Source organism: Streptomyces dysideae, from assembly GCF_001514305.1.
GTDB lineage: Bacteria > Actinomycetota > Actinomycetes > Streptomycetales > Streptomycetaceae > Streptomyces > Streptomyces dysideae.
Genome location: NZ_KQ949083.1, coordinates 161,661 through 178,381, shown reverse-complemented (window position 1 = coordinate 178,381; position 16,721 = coordinate 161,661). Strand labels below are relative to the sequence as shown.

Annotated in this window: 13 protein-coding genes and 1 pseudogene; 5 read left to right on the top strand and 9 right to left on the bottom strand. The window is 71.0% G+C overall.

Annotation, left to right across the window (positions count from 1 at the left end):
• The first annotated feature begins 264 nt into the window (after positions 1-264).
• Positions 265-2,931 carry a cellulose binding domain-containing protein gene (locus tag AQJ91_RS17135; RefSeq protein WP_067021950.1) on the top strand — a complete coding sequence of 889 codons (2,667 nt, stop codon included), beginning with the start codon at positions 265-267 and terminating at the stop codon, positions 2,929-2,931.
• Positions 2,932-2,976: 45 nt separating this feature from the next.
• On the opposite strand, the gene AQJ91_RS17130 is transcribed toward AQJ91_RS17135, so the two are convergent.
• The 4 genes and pseudogenes from AQJ91_RS17130 to AQJ91_RS17115 form a co-directional block, all read right to left on the bottom strand.
• Positions 2,977-4,851 carry a rhamnogalacturonan lyase gene (locus AQJ91_RS17130; protein WP_067021949.1) on the bottom strand — a complete coding sequence of 625 codons (1,875 nt, stop codon included), beginning with the start codon at positions 4,849-4,851 and terminating at the stop codon, positions 2,977-2,979.
• 140 nt (positions 4,852-4,991) lie between these two features.
• A pseudogene (locus AQJ91_RS57795) lies at positions 4,992-5,129 on the bottom strand (WCX domain-containing protein); the annotation flags it as partial.
• A gap of 183 nt (positions 5,130-5,312) precedes the next feature.
• Complete coding sequence (locus AQJ91_RS17120) at positions 5,313-6,053, bottom strand: class I SAM-dependent methyltransferase (protein ID WP_067021947.1); 741 nt, start codon at positions 6,051-6,053, stop codon at positions 5,313-5,315.
• A 4-nt stretch (positions 6,054-6,057) separates the two neighbouring features.
• A complete protein-coding gene (locus tag AQJ91_RS17115; protein ID WP_067021945.1) occupies positions 6,058-6,363 on the bottom strand; it encodes a 4a-hydroxytetrahydrobiopterin dehydratase in 306 nt (101 codons plus the stop codon).
• Positions 6,364-6,580: 217 nt separating this feature from the next.
• Between AQJ91_RS17115 and AQJ91_RS17110 the strand changes: the two genes are divergently transcribed.
• Positions 6,581-7,411: a helix-turn-helix domain-containing protein gene (locus AQJ91_RS17110; protein ID WP_067021943.1), complete on the top strand. Its 831-nt coding sequence runs from the start codon at positions 6,581-6,583 to the stop codon at positions 7,409-7,411.
• On the opposite strand, the gene AQJ91_RS17105 is transcribed toward AQJ91_RS17110, so the two are convergent.
• Positions 7,393-7,809, bottom strand: a complete 417-nt coding sequence (locus tag AQJ91_RS17105) for a hypothetical protein (protein ID WP_067021941.1) — start codon at positions 7,807-7,809, stop codon at positions 7,393-7,395. The two genes, AQJ91_RS17110 and AQJ91_RS17105, sit on opposite strands and share 19 nt — an antisense overlap.
• Positions 7,810-8,073: 264 nt before the next feature.
• Here AQJ91_RS17105 and AQJ91_RS17100 point away from each other — a divergent pair, with 264 nt between their 5' ends.
• The 3 genes from AQJ91_RS17100 to narJ all read left to right on the top strand — a co-directional run bounded on the left by AQJ91_RS17100 (position 8,074) and on the right by narJ (position 10,397).
• Entirely contained in the window at positions 8,074-8,937 is an 864-nt protein-coding gene (locus AQJ91_RS17100; RefSeq protein ID WP_067021938.1) for a helix-turn-helix domain-containing protein, read from the top strand.
• A gap of 75 nt (positions 8,938-9,012) precedes the next feature.
• Positions 9,013-9,828, top strand: a complete 816-nt coding sequence (locus tag AQJ91_RS17095; RefSeq protein ID WP_067021936.1) for an SAM-dependent methyltransferase — start codon at positions 9,013-9,015, stop codon at positions 9,826-9,828.
• A gap of 104 nt (positions 9,829-9,932) precedes the next feature.
• Entirely contained in the window at positions 9,933-10,397 is a 465-nt protein-coding gene (gene narJ / locus AQJ91_RS17090; RefSeq protein WP_067021934.1) for a nitrate reductase molybdenum cofactor assembly chaperone, read from the top strand.
• 13 nt (positions 10,398-10,410) lie between these two features.
• Here the strand turns inward: narJ and dnaK are convergent, their stop codons facing one another.
• The 4 genes from dnaK to AQJ91_RS17065 form a co-directional block, all read right to left on the bottom strand.
• The gene (gene dnaK, locus AQJ91_RS17085) at positions 10,411-12,291 is read right to left on the bottom strand and encodes a molecular chaperone DnaK (RefSeq protein ID WP_067021932.1); all 1,881 of its coding nucleotides are present in this window, start codon (positions 12,289-12,291) and stop codon (positions 10,411-10,413) included.
• Positions 12,292-12,425: 134 nt separating this feature from the next.
• Positions 12,426-13,190 (bottom strand): glycerophosphodiester phosphodiesterase family protein, encoded by a 765-nt coding sequence (locus tag AQJ91_RS17080; protein ID WP_067021930.1) that lies wholly within the window; start codon positions 13,188-13,190, stop codon positions 12,426-12,428.
• A gap of 1,068 nt (positions 13,191-14,258) precedes the next feature.
• Positions 14,259-14,687, bottom strand: a complete 429-nt coding sequence (locus AQJ91_RS17070) for an OsmC family protein (protein ID WP_067021927.1) — start codon at positions 14,685-14,687, stop codon at positions 14,259-14,261.
• A 63-nt stretch (positions 14,688-14,750) separates the two neighbouring features.
• Entirely contained in the window at positions 14,751-16,550 is a 1,800-nt protein-coding gene (locus AQJ91_RS17065) for a vWA domain-containing protein (protein WP_067021925.1), read from the bottom strand.
• Positions 16,551-16,721 lie beyond the last annotated feature (171 nt).

The window sequence follows — 16,721 nt, the reverse complement described above, 5'->3', positions numbered from 1 at the left end:
GCCAAGCGCTCCGCGGGTTGGGCCGTGTTCGGACTGCGGGTCCGTTGTGGCTGGTCGCGCCCACGCGGCAGAGCCGCAGATCGATGCAGTCCCGCGCCCCTGAAGGGGCGCTACAGGCACCGCTCCTTCCCCGGAACCGCTTGAAAGTTCCGCGTGCGCGGCCTCGTCACCGGACGACGAGGCCACCTGGCCGGGTGGCCCCCTCCCGCACTGGGGGCCGCCCGGTCCTCGCGCGCTCCCCTCCGGAAAGGAAGGACCCCCACCGTGCGAAGAACCCGCATCCTCACGGCCACGCTGGCCCTCGCGGCCGGCCTGCTCGCGGGCACCCCGCCCGCACTGGCCGCCGACGCCTCCAAGGAGGTGTCGATCACCGCCGACACGTACACCTGGAAGAACGCCCGGATCGACGGCGGCGGTTTCGTCCCCGGCATCGTCTTCAACCGCAAGGAGAAGAACCTGGCATACGCCCGTACCGACATCGGCGGCGCCTACCGCTGGCAGGATTCGTCGAAGACCTGGACGCCGCTGCTGGACTCGGTCGGCTGGGACGACTGGGGGCACACGGGCGTGGTGAGCCTGGCGTCGGACTCGGTCGACCCGAACAAGGTGTACGCGGCCGTCGGTACGTACACGAACAGCTGGGATCCGGGGAACGGGGCGGTCATGCGGTCCGCCGACCGCGGCGCCAGCTGGCAGAAGGCGGACCTGCCGTTCAAGCTGGGCGGCAACATGCCCGGCCGTGGCATGGGTGAGCGGCTCGCGGTCGACCCCAACCGGAACAGCGTGCTGTATCTGGGCGCGCCGAGCGGCAAGGGCCTGTGGCGGTCGACGGACTCCGGGGTGACCTGGTCGCAGGTGGCGAACTTCCCCAACGTCGGCAACTACGTGCAGGATCCGAGCGACACGAGCGGCTACGCCAGTGACAACCAGGGCATCGTCTGGGTCACCTTCGACGAGTCGACGGGGACGTCGGGCAGCGCGACGAGGACGATCTACGTCGGGGTCGCGGACCAGGACAACGCGGTGTACCGGTCGACGGACGCGGGCGCGACCTGGTCGCGGGTCGCCGGGCAGCCGACGGGATACCTGGCACACAAGGGTGTACTGGATACCGAGAACGGCCATCTGTATATTGCATACAGCGACAAGGGTGGTCCGTACGACGGCGGCAAGGGCCGGCTGTGGCGGTACGCGACGGCGACCGGCACCTGGACGGACATCAGCCCGGTCGCGGAGGCCGACACGTACTACGGGTTCAGCGGTCTGACCGTCGACCGTTCGGACCCGGGCACGGTGATGGCGACGGCCTACAGCTCCTGGTGGCCGGACACGCAGATCTTCCGCTCCACGGACAGCGGCGGCACCTGGACGAAGGCGTGGGACTACACGTCGTATCCCAACCGCTCGAACCGGTACACGATGGACGTCTCGTCGTCCCCGTGGCTGACCTGGGGTGCGAACCCCTCCCCACCCGAACAGACGCCGAAGCTCGGCTGGATGACCGAGTCACTGGAGATCGACCCGTTCAACTCCAACCGCATGATGTACGGGACGGGTGCGACGATCTACGGCACGGAGAACCTCACCAACTGGGATTCCGGAGGCCAGTTCACCATCAAACCGATGGTGCAGGGCCTGGAGGAGACGGCGGTCAACGACCTGGCGTCACCACCGTCGGGGGCCCCGCTGCTCAGCGCCCTGGGTGACATCGGCGGCTTCCGCCACACAGACCTGACCAAGGTCCCGGCGATGATGTACACCCAGCCGAACTTCGCCTCGACCACCAGCCTGGACTTCGCCGAGACGAACCCCAACACGGTCGTCCGGGTCGGCAACCTGGACTCGGGCCCGCACGTCGCGTTCTCGACGGACAACGGCGCCAACTGGTTCGCCGGCACGGATCCTTCGGGCGTCAGCGGCGGCGGTACGGTCGCGGCGGCGGCGGACGGCAGCCGCTTCGTGTGGAGCCCGGCGGGTACCACCGTGCAGTACACGACGGGCTTCGGCGCCTCCTGGTCGGCATCGAGCGGTATCCCCGCCGGCGCGATCGTCGAGTCCGACCGGGTCGATCCGAAGACCTTCTACGGCTTCAAGTCCGGGAAGTTCTACGTGAGTACGGACGGCGGCGCGACCTTCACGGCGTCCGCGGCAACGGGTCTCCCGAGCGGCGACAGCGTCCGCTTCCAGGCGCTGCCCGGTGCGAAGGGCGACGTGTGGCTGGCGGGCGGGGCGACGGACGGCGCGTACGGCCTGTGGCACACGACGGATGCCGGCGCGACGTTCACCAAGCTGCCGAACGTCGAGCAGGCCGACACCATCGGCTTCGGCAAGGCGGCGACGGGGGCCTCGTACCAGACTCTCTACACCAGCGCGAAGATCGGCGGCGTACGCGGCATCTTCCGCTCGACGGACAAGGGCGCGACCTGGACACGCATCAACGACGATGCCCACCAGTGGGGTTGGACGGGTGCGGCCATCACCGGTGACCCGCGGGTCTACGGCCGCGTGTACGTCGCGACGAACGGCCGGGGCGTCATCTACGGCGACAGCTCCGACACGGGAGGCGGTGGCGGCGGTGGCGGCGGCACCGATCCCACACCGACACCCACGGGCGCCTGCACGGTGACGTACAAGGTCACCAACCAGTGGTCGGGCGGCTTCCAGGCGGACGTACAACTGTCCAACACCGGCTCAAGTCCCTGGAGCGGCTGGTCACTCGGCTGGACCTTCACCGACGGCCAGAAGATCACACAGGCGTGGAACGCCGACCACACCCAGTCGGGCACGGCGGTGACCGCGAAGAACGTCGGCTGGAACGCCAACGTGGCGGCAGGTTCGTCGGTGAGCTTCGGCTTCACGGGGAGCTGGTCGGGGGCGAACGCGAAACCGGCGTCGTTCAAGGTGGGTGACCAGAGCTGTACGGTCGCCTGACGCTCGAGGGCGCGTGCCGCATCCGGCACGCGCCCTCTCTGTCTCCTACGGCGTGTATACCGTCGGCCGTGGTGCCGAAGGCATCCCGTTGCCGATGAAGAAGCTCGGGTGCGGTGGCTGGTTGTAGGCCGTGTTCTGCCAGGCGAGGCCCGTGCGGTACATCGGGTCGTGGAGCAGGGACGTGATCTTCGTGTTCGTCTCGTACGGTGTGGAGTAGATCCGCAGGGCCGTGTTGCCGCTGGTCCGCCAGATGACCTCCTCGCGCCAGTCGCCGAGGATGTCGCCGGACAGCACAGGCGTGGCCTTGGTGCCGTTGTTGGAGGAGACACCGGAGCCGGTCAGCAGTCGGGTGTCGGACGAGGTGCCGTACTTGTCGATGCGGGTGCCGTCGAGGAGTTCGCGGACCGGGTCGCCGTCCCACCAGGACAGGAAGTTGACGGAGGACGGTTCGCGGCCCTTGGTGGCGCCGGCCTCGTCGCGGATCGAGGAGTCGGAGGCCGACCAGACCTCGGCGCCGTCGTTGCCCGCCCAGATGTCGCCGGCCACGCCACGGCCGTTGTCGCAGCAGGCGGCGAGCTTCCAGTTGACCGTGCCGTTCGCCGGGTTGATGTACAGCTCGGCGGGCTGGGACGTGGACTCGGACACCTTGAAGTACTCCAGGCCCGTGCGGGACGGGTCCAGGTCGCCCAGGTGCTGCGCGTCGCCGTGGCCCGTCTTCGTGGTCCACAGGCCGTACCCGTTGTCGTCGACGGCCATCGAGCCGTAAACGATCTCGTCCTTGCCGTCGTTGTCGACGTCCCCGACGGACAGGCTGTGCGAGCCCTGGCCGTCGAATCCCTTGCCGCTGTTGGTGGAGGAGTTGGTGTCGAAGGTCCAGCGGCGGGTGAAGGTGCCGTTGCGCCAGTCCCAGGCGGCGATGACCGAACGCGTGTAGTAGCCGCGCGCCATGATCAGGGACGGTCGGGAGCCGTCCAGGTAGGCGGTGCCCGCCAGGAACCGGTCGACGCGGTTGCCGTACGAGTCGCCCCAGGACGAGACCGTGCCACGCGCCGGGACATAGTCGACGGTACCCATCGCCTTGCCGGTCTGACCGTTGAACATGGTCAGGAACTCGGGGCCGGACAGGATGTATCCGCTGGAGTTCCGGTGGTCTGCGGACGAGCTGCCGATCACCGCGCCGGTGCCGTCCCGGGTGCCGTCGGCGGTCTTCATGGCGATCTCGGCCTTGCCGTCGCCGTCGTAGTCGTACACCTGGAACTGCGTGTAGTGCGCCCCGGAGCGGATGTTGCGGCCCAGGTCGATGCGCCACAGGCGGGTGCCGTCGAGCTTGATGCCGTCGACGATCGTGTTGCCGGTGTAGCCGGACTGCGAGTTGTCCTTGGCGTTGGTGGGCTGCCACTTGAGGACGATGTCGAGGGCGCCGTCGCCGTCGAGGTCGCCGACGGAGGCGTCGTTGGCCTCGTAGGTGTAGGCCACGCCGTCGGGGGTGGTGCCGCCGGCGGGCGGGGAGATCGGGACGTCCTTGTAGCCGGCGCGGAACTGGATCGCGTGGACGGAGTCGCCCTGCTCCGTGCCGTTCACGACCGCGCGGACCGTGTAGTCGGCCTGTTCGGGAGCGCCGGAGTGGAAGTAGTTGGTGGAGCCGGTGACCGGGGTCGAGTTGACCTTCGTACCGGCTCGGTAGACGTTGAAGGAAACGTTGTCGGGGTCGGTGCCGAGCCAGCGCCAGCTGACCAGGTTGCCGCTGCCGGTGTGGACGCTGACCACGCCCCGGTCGAGGGCCTCGACCTGGCGGGCGGTGGCGGCTTCGGCAGTGCCGGTGCCGGTCAGCGTGGTGAGTCCGGCGGCCACGAGCGTCGCGGTGGCGCCGAGCGCGGAGAGGACGACCCTTCGTCTGCGGTGCTTGTACGGGTGCTGCACGAGACGTACCTCCTGGGAGGACGGACGGGTTCCGTTCCTCTTCAGTCGCCGCCGGGGGCGCGGAAGTTGCCGTATCTCCGGGCCAGTTGGGCCGCCGTGCGGGCGATCTTCTCGCGCAGCTCAGAGGGCTCCAGCACCTCGATGTCGGCGCCGAGGCGGAGGAACTCGGCGTGGGCGTGGTCGACGGACTCGATGGGGACGGTGGCCAGGGTCCAGCCGTCCTCGTGCGTACGTCCGTCCGCGGGCGCCGCCGCGTAGAGCCTGACGACCGGCGCCAGCCGGACGAGCGCCTCGGCCCGGTACAGCCGGTCGTGGAAGTCGCGCTGGTACGCCGTCCAGTACGCGGCCAGGTCGAAGTCGTCCGGGCGGGTGAACTCCTCGTGGCTGGGGTGCCGCCCGCTGGGAGCAAACCCTCTCCGTCGACGGCGGCGAGACCTGGGTGACCAACTGGTACATGGACTTCACGCGGGTTTCCTGAAGGCCCGCAGGGAGAACACCGGGTCGGGGCGTGGGCGGTCCTGGTCCGGCAGTTCGGCCAGGCGGGCGGCGAAGCCGTCGGCGAGCGGGTCGCCCGGGGGCAGGGTGACGAACCAGCCGCGGCGCAGGTCGGCGATGGTGCGGCGGGGGCTGCGGCCCTGGCCGTGGCCGGGGAAACGGGCCTGGCCGGCCGGGGCCAGGCCGTGCTCGGCGGCGTGCGACTCGACGATCGCGGCGGCGTCCTGGGCGGGCCGGCGCGGGCGGGAGGCGAGGACGGCGTCGATGTCGCTGCCCACGTTGTGCGCGGCGGCCTTGTCGACCGTCGTCACGTACACCCCGCCGGGGCGCAGGACCCGGGCACACTCGGCGACGGCGGTCCACACGTCGGCCTGATCGAGGAGGTGCAGCAGCCACACGCTGGTCACCGCGTCGAAGGTCCCGTCGGGGAACGGCAGCCTGCGGCTGTCGGCCAGCACGATCGCCCCGGGCAGGCGTACGGCGGCCATCCGCGCCATGCCGTACGCCCGGTCCGCACCGGTCACCCGCATGCCGTCCCGCCCGGACGCGAGCCGCCGGGTCACGATGCCGGTGCCGCAGGCGACGTCGAGCAGATCCCGCGCACCCGGCGGTACGAGGCCCAGCACCGCCTGCGCGGCGGCCGCGGCCCTGGGCTCGCCGCCGCGCAGGACGTCGTAGGCGCCGGCTTCCTTGTCGTAGTCGAGCACGGCTTCACTGGGCCCCGTGCGCCGCGGCCAGGTCCTCGACCCGGCGGGCCAGCGCGAAGTCCCGTTCGGTCACGGCGCCGCCCACACTGTGCGTGTTCACGGTCAGGGAGACCGTGTGGTAGCCCAGGGTGAGGTCGGAGTGGTGGTCGAGCTCGTCCTGGACCTGGGCGATGTGCACGACCATCGCGGCGGCCGCGATGTGCGTGGGGAGCCGGTACGAACGCGCGATGCGGTCCCCGTCCAGCGACCAGCCCGGCAGTTCCGCCAGCCGGTCCTCGATCTCCTTCTGCGACAGCGGTTCGAGGGGCATGGCCCTGCTCCCTTCCTGGATGTCGCGTACCTGTCCAGCCTGCCACAGGAGGGCTGCGGCGGCCCTGGTCAGGAGGGTTCCCGGCCGCCGGAGGATTACGCCCGCCTCAGCTCGGCGCGCACTCGTCGGCGAGGTCGTCCGCCGGCGCGGTGATGCGGGCCCAGCCTCCACGGCCAGGGCACCTCGCCCATCCACTCTCTCGACTACGGTCGTCAGCATGACCACTGTCGCGACCGGCACCACCGCGTCCTCCCCCACCCCCGCCGGCCAGGGCGTCGGCCCGCTGCTGCGGGCCTGGCGGGAGCAACGGCGGGTCAGTCAGCTGGAGTTGGCGTTGCGAGCCGACTCCTCCGCCCGGCACATCAGTTTCATCGAGACCGGCCGGTCGAGGCCGAGCGAGGAGATGGTGCTGCGGCTGGCCGAGCACCTGGACGTGCCGGTGCGGGAGCGCAACGCGCTGCTGCTGGCTGCCGGTTACGCCCCGCGCTACCCGGAGACCCCGCTGGACGACCCGGCGCTCGGCGCGCTGCGCGAGGGCATCGAGCGGCTCATCCAGGGGTACGAGCCGTATCCGGCGCTGGTGGTCGACGCGACGTACCACGTCGTCGCGGCCAACCAGGGCATCCTGATGCTCCTCGACGGCATCCCCGAGCACCTCCTCGCGCCCCCACTGAACGCGATGCGGCTGACGCTGCACCCGGAGGGGCTCGCGCCGCGCATCCGCAACCTCCGGGAGTGGCGGGGGCATCTGCTGGACCAGATGGGGCGGCAGATCGCCCTGCACCGCTCCGAGCCGCTGCGGAAGCTGTACGAGGAGGTGGCCGCGTATCCGGTGCCGGAGGCCGAGACGGTTGCCGGGCCTGCGGAGCCCGTACCGCACCTCGCGCTGCCGATGCGGATCGAGCACGAGGGCCGGACGCTGTCCTTCATCTCCTCCATCTCCACCTTCAACACCCCCATGGACGTGACCGTCGCCGAGCTGGCCATCGAGACGTTCCTCCCGGCCGACCCGGCGACCGCCAAGTACCTTCAGTCACTGCTCTCCTGACGCTCCTTCAGGGACACGTACTGCAGTGCGGCGAACCCGGCGACGGTGAGCGCCTGCAGGACCGTCCACACGGTGCCCGCGATGGACGGCGACAGCCACACCGCGAGGGCGACGAAACTCAGCGCCGCCCAGGCGAGGTTGGCCTCGACGACCGCCCGCACAGGCAGGGTGGCGGGCCGGGCACGGGCGGCGAGCCGGCCGACACCCGCGGCGAACACCGCGAGGAACGCGCCGAGTACGAGCAGCAGCGTCGAGTCGACGCCGAGGAAGCGGCCGAGGGGCCCGGAGGCTGCGAGGTAGGCGAGGCCGTTCGCCCCGGTCACGACCGCGTCCAGGGCCAGGAAGCGGCGCAGCGCGGTCTGCGGGTCGGACGTCCGGGCGAGCTGGGTGGCGGACATGACGAATCACCCTCCGTCGAGGTCGAGTTGCCTTGCTGGGAACCGGGTTCCGGACCGGAGTGCGCCGGCCCGGAACCCGGTGACACCACGATCCCCGCGCACCGGCGCCCCGGTCGATTACCCCTGAGGTAATGCGGCCCCTTGAGCTGCGGCCGCCGCCCGTCCGGCCGCGCGTGGCGAGCGCCTCGCCGCCGACACGGTGAGAATGGCGGCGGAACATGACACACTGCACGACGTACTTTCGGCGCGTAGGGGAGGCGTGGCGTGAGTGAGCGGCGGCCCGCGCCGACCGTGGGCCAGGTGGTGCTCGGCAAACGTCTGCAGGAGCTGCGGGAGGCGGCCGGGCTCAAACGTGAGGAAGCGGCACAGGTCCTGCGGGTGGCCCCCGCGACCGTACGGCGCATGGAAATGGCCGACGTCGCGCTGAAGATCCCGTATGTCCAGGTGCTGCTGGAGACGTACGGCGTACCGGACGACGAGACGGCCGCGTTCGTCGCGCTGGCCGAGGAGGCCAACCAGCCGGGCTGGTGGCAGCGCTTCCACGACGTGCTGCCGGACTGGTTCAGCCTGTACGTGAGCCTGGAGGGTGCCGCCCGGCTGGTCCGCTCCTACGAGCCGCACTTCGTGCCCGGGCTGCTGCAGACCGAGGACTACGCGCGCGCCGTACTGGAGGCCGGGACCGTCGGGCAGGACGGGCCGGACCCGATCGAGCGGCATGTGTCCCTGCGGATGGCCCGGCAGCAGCTGCTGGAACGCCCGGATCCACCCCATCTGTGGGTGATCATGGACGAGACCGTGCTGCGGCGGCCGGTGAGCATCCGCGGCGAGGTGATGCGGGACCAGCTGGACAAGCTGCTGGAGTTCGCCGAGCGCGACCGGGTCACGCTCCAGGTCGCCGAGTTCAAGGACGGCCCGCACCCGGGGACGTACGCGCCCTTCACGCTCTTCCGCTTCGCCGAGCCGGAGCTGCCCGACATGGTCTTCACGGAGTACCTGACCGGCGCGCTGTATCTCGACTCCCGCAAGGAGGTCGCCGCGCATCTGGAGGTGCTGGACCACATGTCCACGGGCGCCGCGTCGGCCGAGCGCACGAAGAAGATCCTGCGGGAGCGCCGCGCGGACTTCTGATCACGTACGGCAACCTTTCCGGCCGCCACGGCGACTGTCCCGCGACCGCATCGAGCCCGAGGGGGACCACACCGCATGACCGGATCCGACGCCGCGCCCACCCGTATCGACACCAGCCGTCCGCACCCGGCCCGGGTGTACGACTGGTGGCTGGGCGGCAAGGACAACTACCCGGTGGACGAGGAGCTGGCCCGGAAGATCCTCGCGGCCGACGGCACCGTGCTGCGCGGAGCGCGCGCCAACCGGCGGTTCATGCACCGGGCCGTCCGCACCGCCGCCGAGGCCGGGATCCGACAGTTCCTGGACATCGGCACGGGCATCCCCACCGAACCCAACCTGCACCAGGTCGCCCAGGGGGTCGCCCCCGAGGCGAAGGTCGTGTACGCGGACAACGACCCGATCGTCCTCAGGCACGCGGAGGCCCTGCTGCACGGCACCGCCGAGGGCTCCACGCACTACGTCCAGGCGGACGTCCGTGCCCCGGACACGATCCTGCGGGCGGCCGCCGAGTCCCTGGACTTCGGGCAGCCCGTCGCCCTGTCCCTGGTCGCCCTCACGCACTACCTGGGCGACGCGGCGGACGGCGACGACGTCCACGGCCTGCTCAAGCGGTACGTCGAGACGCTTGCCCCCGGCAGCTACCTGATCCTGTCCCAGGTCACCCCCGACCTGAGCCCCGAGGCGATCGGGAAGGCCGCCGAGCACTTCCGCCGCAGCGGCACCCCCTTCTACCCGCGCTCCCTCGCCGAGTTCTCCCGCTTCTTCGACGGCCTGGAGCTCCTGGGGCCCGGCGTGATCCCGGTCTACGGCTGGCGCCCGGAGCCGGAGGACGTGGCCGCCCAGGCGGAGGGCATCGTGCCCGTGTACGCCGGGGTCGCCGTCAAGCCCTGACCCGTACGACCCGTACACCGGTCCCGCTCCCCTGACCCGTACGGGCGCCGTGAACGGGTGCGCTTCCCCGCCCCGCCCTAGGTTCGGGAGCAGAAGGAGGCCTCATGCCCTCGTTCGAGGTGCTGTACCAGGCGGCCGCGCTCTGCCTGACCTACCCCGACGACGACTTCCGCGCCCGGCTGCCACTGCTGCGGGAAGCCGCCCCGCAGCTACGGGGGTTCACCGACCACGCGGCGGTCACACCCCCGCAGGAGCTGGCCGCGCACTACGTCCAGGTGTTCGACCGCGACAACCGGCACAGCCTGTACCTGAGCCGGTGGCACGGCAGGTCGCCGGCCCGCCTCAAGGAGGTCTACCGGGCGCACGGACTGGAGTTCACCGGCGAGGAACTGCCCGACTTCCTGCCCGCGGTGCTGGAGTTCGCGGCCCGCACCGGCAACACCGACCTGCTGACCGAACACCGCGACGGCCTGGAGCGGCTCCGCAGCCGGCTCACCACCTTCGGTACACCGTACGCAGCGGTCCTGGATGCCGTATGCGCCACACTGCCGACTGCATACACGCCGTAGGGCCGCCGCGGGTCTAGGCTGCCCCGCCCTTGGTGTCCCGGTCCTGGTCCTGTTCGTCGTCGACGATCTCCGCGTCCACCACTCCCTCCTCGTCGGACGTGCTCCGCTCGCCGGACGTCGCCTGTTCGCCGGTCTGACCGCCGGAGGCCGCCGCGTACATCGCCTGCCCCATCCGCTGGCTGACGGTGGCGAGTTTCTCGATGCCGGTGCGCAGGGCACTCGTCTCGGCGTTCTGTTCCAGGAGCTGTTTGAGCTCGGAGACCGCGGACTCGACCTCGGACTTCGTGTCGGCCGGGACCTTGTCCTCGTTGTCGCGGACGAACTTCTCGGTCTGGTAGACGAGTTGCTCGGCCTGGTTGCGGGTCTCGGCGGCCTCCCGGCGGGTGCGGTCCTCCTCGGCGTACTGCTCGGCCTCCCGCATCATGCGGTCGATGTCGTCCTTCGGGAGCGCCGAGCCGCCGGTGACGGTCATCTTCTGTTCGCGGCCGGTCGCCAGGTCCTTCGCCGAGACGTGCATGATGCCGTTGGCGTCGATGTCGAAGGCCACCTCGATCTGCGGGACTCCGCGCGGGGCGGGCGGCAGGCCGGTGAGGTCGAAGACGCCGAGCTTCTTGTTGTAGGCGGCGATCTCGCGTTCGCCCTGGTAGACCTGGATGCCGACCGAGGGCTGGTTGTCGGTGGCGGTCGTGAAGATCTCCGAACGCCGGGTCGGGATCGTGGTGTTGCGCTCGATCAACTTGGTCATGATGCCGCCCTTGGTCTCGATGCCGAGGGACAGCGGGGTGACGTCGAGCAGGAGGACGTCCTTGACGTCGCCGCGGATGACGCCGGCCTGGAGGGTGGCGCCGACGGCGACGACCTCGTCGGGGTTGACGCCCTTGTGCGGTTCCTTGCCGGTGAGCTCCTTCACCAGGTCGGTGACCGCGGGCATCCGCGTGGAGCCGCCGACGAGGATGACGTGATCGACCGTGGAGAGCTTGATGCCGGCGTCCTTGACCGCCTGGTGGAAGGGGGTCTTGCAGCGGTCGAGGAGGTCGGCGGTGAGCTCCTGGAACTGGGCGCGGGTGAGCTTCTCGTCGAGGTGGAGGGGGCCTTCGGCGGAGGCGGTGATGTAGGGCAGGTTGATCGTCGTCTCCGAGGAGCTGGACAGCTCGATCTTGGCCTTCTCGGCGCCCTCGCGCAGACGTTGCAGGGCCATCTTGTCGTTGCCGAGGTCGATGCCGTTCTGGCCCTTGAACTTCTTGACGAGGTACTCGACGACCCGCTGGTCCCAGTCGTCGCCGCCCAGGTGCGTGTCGCCGTTGGTGGCCTTGACCTCGATGACGCCGTCGCCGATCTCCAGCAGGGAGACGTCGAAGGTGCCGCCGCCGAGGTCGAAGACCAGGACGGTCTGCTCCTCGCCCCGGTCGAGGCCGTACGCCAGCGCCGCCGCCGTGGGCTCGTTGATGATCCGCAGGACCTTCAGGCCGGCGATCTCACCAGCCTCCTTGGTGGCCTGCCGCTGGGTGTCGTCGAAGTAGGCGGGGACGGTGATCACCGCGTCGGTGACGTCCTCGCCCAGGTAGGACTCGGCGTCCCGCTTGAGCTTCTGCAGGACCCGCGCGGACAGCTCCTGCGCCCGGTAGCGGGTGCCGTCGAGGGAGCCCTCGTCCGGGAAGCGCCAGTGAGCGTCGCCCATGTGGCGCTTCATGGAGCGCGCGGTGCGCTCGACGTTCGTCACCGCCTGCCGTTTGGCGACCTCGCCGACGAGTACCTCGCCGTTCTTGGCGAAGGCCACGACCGACGGTGTGGTCCTGGCCCCCTCCGCATTGGCGACGACGGTGGAGTCGCCGCCCTCCAGAACGGCCACCACCGAGTTCGTCGTACCGAGATCGATCCCGACCGCATGTCCCATCGCTGTCCCCTTCCGCCAGGGCGCCGTCCCGAACTCCAGCACAAAACTTGAGTGGCCTCTTGTCAATGGGGCGAGTACCCAGGCGGCGGATGTCCATGGGTGAGCAGCCCCGCGAGACCAGGCTGAGCGGGCGCTCAGTCCTCGCCGGTGCCGGGGGTACGCGCGAAGGGCATCGGGTCCACGCCCCGCAGGGCCAGGGCACGGCGGGGCCGGTCGGTGATCAGCACGTCGACCCGCGGGTCGGCCAGGAACGTGCGCAGCGGCGCGTCGTCGTTGACCGTCCACACCATGGCGAACAGCCCGTGCCGCGCCGCCTCCCGCAGTACGCCGGCCCGCGCCAGCCGCTGGTGCACGGCCACCCCGCTCGCCCCGCAGGCCCGCACGCGCCGCATGGGGAGCAGCTCGCTCAGCCGGGTCCCGGCCAGCCGCGCCGGCCCCACCTCCCTGCGCTCGCGCCCCAGCGACAGGGCCGTACGCACCCCGGGGAAGGCCCGGGTGATCGCGGCGACGGAACGGTCCTCCAGAGTCGTGGCGACGAACCCGTCCGCGCCGAGCAGCACGACCGCCCGGTCGATCACCTCACGCTCGTATCCCGTCTCCTTCAGGTCGAGGTGCCCCTCGAGCTTTCCGGCGATCAGTTCCATCACCTCGTCGACGACGGGCACCGCGTATCCGGCCCGCTCGCACAGCTCGGCGTACGTGATCGAGGACAGGAGCGGCCCGGTACGACCGGCGCGGGGGTCGTGGTGGACCACGAGGACGCCGTCGGCGGTGCGCCGGATGTCGAACTCGGCGTACTCCGCGCCGGACAGCAACGCGTCCTCGTACGCCTGCCAGGTGGCGGCACCGGCGCGTTCGGTTCCGCCCTGGTGCGCGGAGACGGCGGGGCGTGTCGGCATGGTCGGTCAACTCCCGGGCGGGGTACGGGGTGCGGCACCGGAGCGGGTGCATCGTCGGGCGGGGAGAGCCGGAAGCCGGAGCGTCCGCTGACCCGCCTGAGCATGATGTATCCGATCACGACCAGGACGACGAACGGCAGCCAGGCCAGTGCGTAGGCCGTGCCGTACTCCCCGAGGTCGAGAATGGAGCGGCGCTCGTCGACGCTGCTGCCGTTCACGCCGAAGAAGGCCGGCAGCAGGGTCGGCGGCAGGGCGATCAGGACGGCCAAGCCGGAGATCATGCCGAGGGCGACCAGGGTGAGGCCGTTCTCCACGTGCGGGGCCCAGCCGGCCTGGACGGAGACGCCGCGGCCGTGGGCGGAGAGGGTGACGCCGTGGTTCCTGAGGTTGGGCGGTGCGTTGAGGGTGTGGTGGGGCGGGGCGCCGCTGGGCATTCTGCCGCGGTAGATGATGCTGTTCAGAAGATCCGGCCGACGGACCTCGTCGGAGAGCAGGTCGGTCAGCAACCGCCCGCCGGGGAACACGAGTTGGTGGACGTTCGGGCCGAACGCGAGGGGTTCCGGCAGGGCGAGCCGCTCCGCGAGGACGTCGAGCAGCGGCCGGTCGCCGAGCCTGAGGCGGTCCCGCTCGAAGCAGGTGTCGGCCAGCCGGGCCGGCGCCGCGCCCTCCGGGCGGATCCGGCCGGCCAGGCTCACCTGTCGGATCAGCCATCCGTAGTGCGGGCGTGGCAGAGCGTGACGTGCACGCCCGGCGCCCAGGCGACGTCGGGCACCCTCCCCGGTCAGGGCTGTACCGGCCTGACCGGCCAGCGTCCGGAGGGACGTGTCACGCGGGCCGGCGGCTTGCTCATCGGCACCAGGGCACGAAGACGATTGGCGGCATGGGGCGGTTCTCCACGCTCCGGTCCTGTGCAACCCAAGGGATCGCCAAGCCAATCAGAGACGCTGAACAGGGCGAGTATGCGGGTGATTTCCCTGAGACGGCCCGGCGTTCCTGTACTTACCCACGCACCGACGTCGCGCAGGCCACCCGGGAGTGGTCTGCGCGACGTGCCGACGGTACGGCGGTTCAGGCGAGCTTCGCCGACAGGGTGATCGGCGTGGCCCTGAGAGCCTGGCTGACCGGGCAGTTGGTCTTGGCGTCCTCGGCGGCGGCGAGGAAGTCGTCCTCGGAGATGCCGGGCACCGTGCCCTCGACGGTCAGGTGGATGCCGGTGATGCCCTCGCCGGGCTGGAAGGTGACGTCGGCGGAGGTGACCAGCTTGGTCGGCGGGGTGCCGGCCTTGTCGAGGATGTTCGAGAAGGCCATCGAGAAGCAGCTGGAGTGGGCGGCGGCGATCAGCTCCTCGGGGCTGGTCTTGCCGTTCGCGTCCTCGGCGCGCGATGCCCACGTCACCGGCTGCTGGGCGATGCTGCCGGAGGAGTCGAAGGAGACGACGCCGTTGCCCTTGAACAGGTTTCCTTCCCACACGGTGTGTGCGGAGCGCGTGGTTGCCACGATGAATCCCTTCAGTGAGGTCCCGCTTGTGGGGTCCGTGCCACCATCCGATCACACTCGCGCTCATCGCACCCGGAAGACCGGCCCACGCGGGGTGAACGGCAGACGACGGCCCTGCGGAATCAGATACGCGTGCTCGCGCCGCACCCGCAGCACATCGCACCAGCCGTCCGTGATCACCAGGACGGGCGCGCCGGGCGGGAAGTCGTCGGCGCGCTGCAGCAGGTCGATGCCCGGCTGCAGGACGGTGCCGCCGCGGCCGTGCACGCGCACCCGCCCGGCGATGTCCGTCACCGGCACATAGCCCGCGTCGTGCGGGGCCGCGTCGCAGAACACGACCCGTGCGGCCGGTACGTCCCGGGCCCCGGCGTACGAGGCGATCGCACCCAGCGCCTTGCCGAGCAGGACCCGGTCCATCGAGCCGGAGGTGTCCAGGACGACGCCGAAGGTGCAGCGGGCGATCTCCTCGGGCGGGAAGTAGTGGCCCGCGCGGGGAATGTGGGGCGTCGACGACTGACGGCGCGAGGGACGGGCATACGACCGCACCGGCTCCGGACGCGGCACGAACTCGTCGAACCAGCGGGCGAGTCGGGCGTCCCAGGGCAGCGGCGGATGACTGAGCGCGCGGATCTCCTCGACCAGCCCGCCGGGCAGGAACCCGCGCTCCTGCTGCTGGTGCAGGTCCAGTCCCTGGGTGAGGCCGCGGCGGTAGAAGCCGTCGAGGTCGACGTAGTCGCACGGCGGGCCGAGCGGGCCGCCCAGGACGTCACCGACGCCCTTGCCGCGCAGGGTGGCCAGGCGGCGCATCCGACGCAGGTCGCCGGCGATCCGGTCGTAGACCTCCTCGGCGGACAGGCCGGCCAGTTGCTGGTCGTACAGCAGCCCTTCGGGCATGGTGCCGACCTGCATGTCGCGCAGCCAGCCGTTGATGACGTAGTCGCAGGCGACGTTGAACAGGTACGGGTCGCGGGCGCCGCAGCGGTCGCCGTGCCGCAGGGCGGCGTGCAGCATCTCGTGGGCCAGGATGAACCGCCACTCCTCGGCGTCGAAGTCGCGCAGCGGGTTGATGTAGATCTCGCCCGCCTCCGCGTTCACCGCGGCGACGGCGATGCCGTGGGCGCGGGCGAGTTCGGCGTCGGCGACCAGCTTGATGCCGGCCGCGATGCCGCCGAGCAGCGGGTAGGAGGTGATGAACCACTCCAGCGCCCACTGCCAGGGCCGCTTCTTCGCCGGTTCGCCGTCCATGGAGTCGCGGCGGCCGCCCGCCATGTCCATCGCGGTGGACACGGTCCGGGTCAGCGCGGTCGCGAAGGCGAGCTGCCAGTCCGGGGGCCGGGTGTACCAGCCCATCCACGGCAGCAGCAGCTGGTCCGGCTCCTCGCCTGCCGTGCCGCAGTGCTCGTACGTGGCCGGGACGCCGGCGCGCCGCCAGCGCGCGGCGAGCCGTTCCTCGTCACCGTCCGGGTAGGTCAGGGGCAGGTGGTCCGGGGTCTGCCCGATCGGGAAGGAGAGCAGGAAGCGGTTGACGACGACGCAGCGGGCCGCGAGATCGAAGCGGTCGGGCTGCTCCCGCTTGCCCTCCGCCGCCGGGACATGGCCGAACCCGAGGTGCAGTACGGCGTGCGCGAGGGCCCAGGCCCAGGCGGCGGGCTCGGCGAGCCGGTCCGGGTGGGCGTGCAGATCGCCGTCGGAGTCGACGCGGACGAGCCCGTCGCGGGGCGCCAGCTCGCAGCCCTCCTGCCGGCAGACGCTGAACTCGACGGCGGCGAGGGCGGGATTGGCCCGCAGCAGCTTCATCCCCTCGGCGAAGGCCTCCCCGGCGAGGTCCCGCTTCTTACGTCCCTTGGGGTGAGTACGGCTCATGGCGTCGCCTCCCGAGCCTGACGACGCGCTGCGGCGGCTTCCGCCGGGCGACGGCAGGGCACGGCGGCTCCGCCCGGCCACCGGCGACCCGTCGTGACGACTCCCCGACGACGGCAGAACACAACAACTCCGCCCGCACACCAGCGCCCCGTCGCGGCAGCTCCCGGGCAA

What these genes read in the sequence shown, in the direction of transcription:
- AQJ91_RS17115 (WP_067021945.1), bottom strand. Translation starts at nt 6,363, where the DNA reads ATGCCCCTCGAACCGCTGTCGCAGAAGGAGATCGAGGACCGGCTGGCG.
- AQJ91_RS17110 (WP_067021943.1), top strand. Translation starts at nt 6,581, where the DNA reads ATGACCACTGTCGCGACCGGCACCACCGCGTCCTCCCCCACCCCCGCC.
- AQJ91_RS17105 (WP_067021941.1), bottom strand. Translation starts at nt 7,809, where the DNA reads ATGTCCGCCACCCAGCTCGCCCGGACGTCCGACCCGCAGACCGCGCTG.
- AQJ91_RS17095 (WP_067021936.1), top strand. Translation starts at nt 9,013, where the DNA reads ATGACCGGATCCGACGCCGCGCCCACCCGTATCGACACCAGCCGTCCG.
- narJ (WP_067021934.1), top strand. Translation starts at nt 9,933, where the DNA reads ATGCCCTCGTTCGAGGTGCTGTACCAGGCGGCCGCGCTCTGCCTGACC.
- dnaK (WP_067021932.1), bottom strand. Translation starts at nt 12,291, where the DNA reads ATGGGACATGCGGTCGGGATCGATCTCGGTACGACGAACTCGGTGGTG.
- AQJ91_RS17080 (WP_067021930.1), bottom strand. Translation starts at nt 13,190, where the DNA reads ATGCCGACACGCCCCGCCGTCTCCGCGCACCAGGGCGGAACCGAACGC.
- AQJ91_RS17065 (WP_067021925.1), bottom strand. Translation starts at nt 16,550, where the DNA reads ATGAGCCGTACTCACCCCAAGGGACGTAAGAAGCGGGACCTCGCCGGG.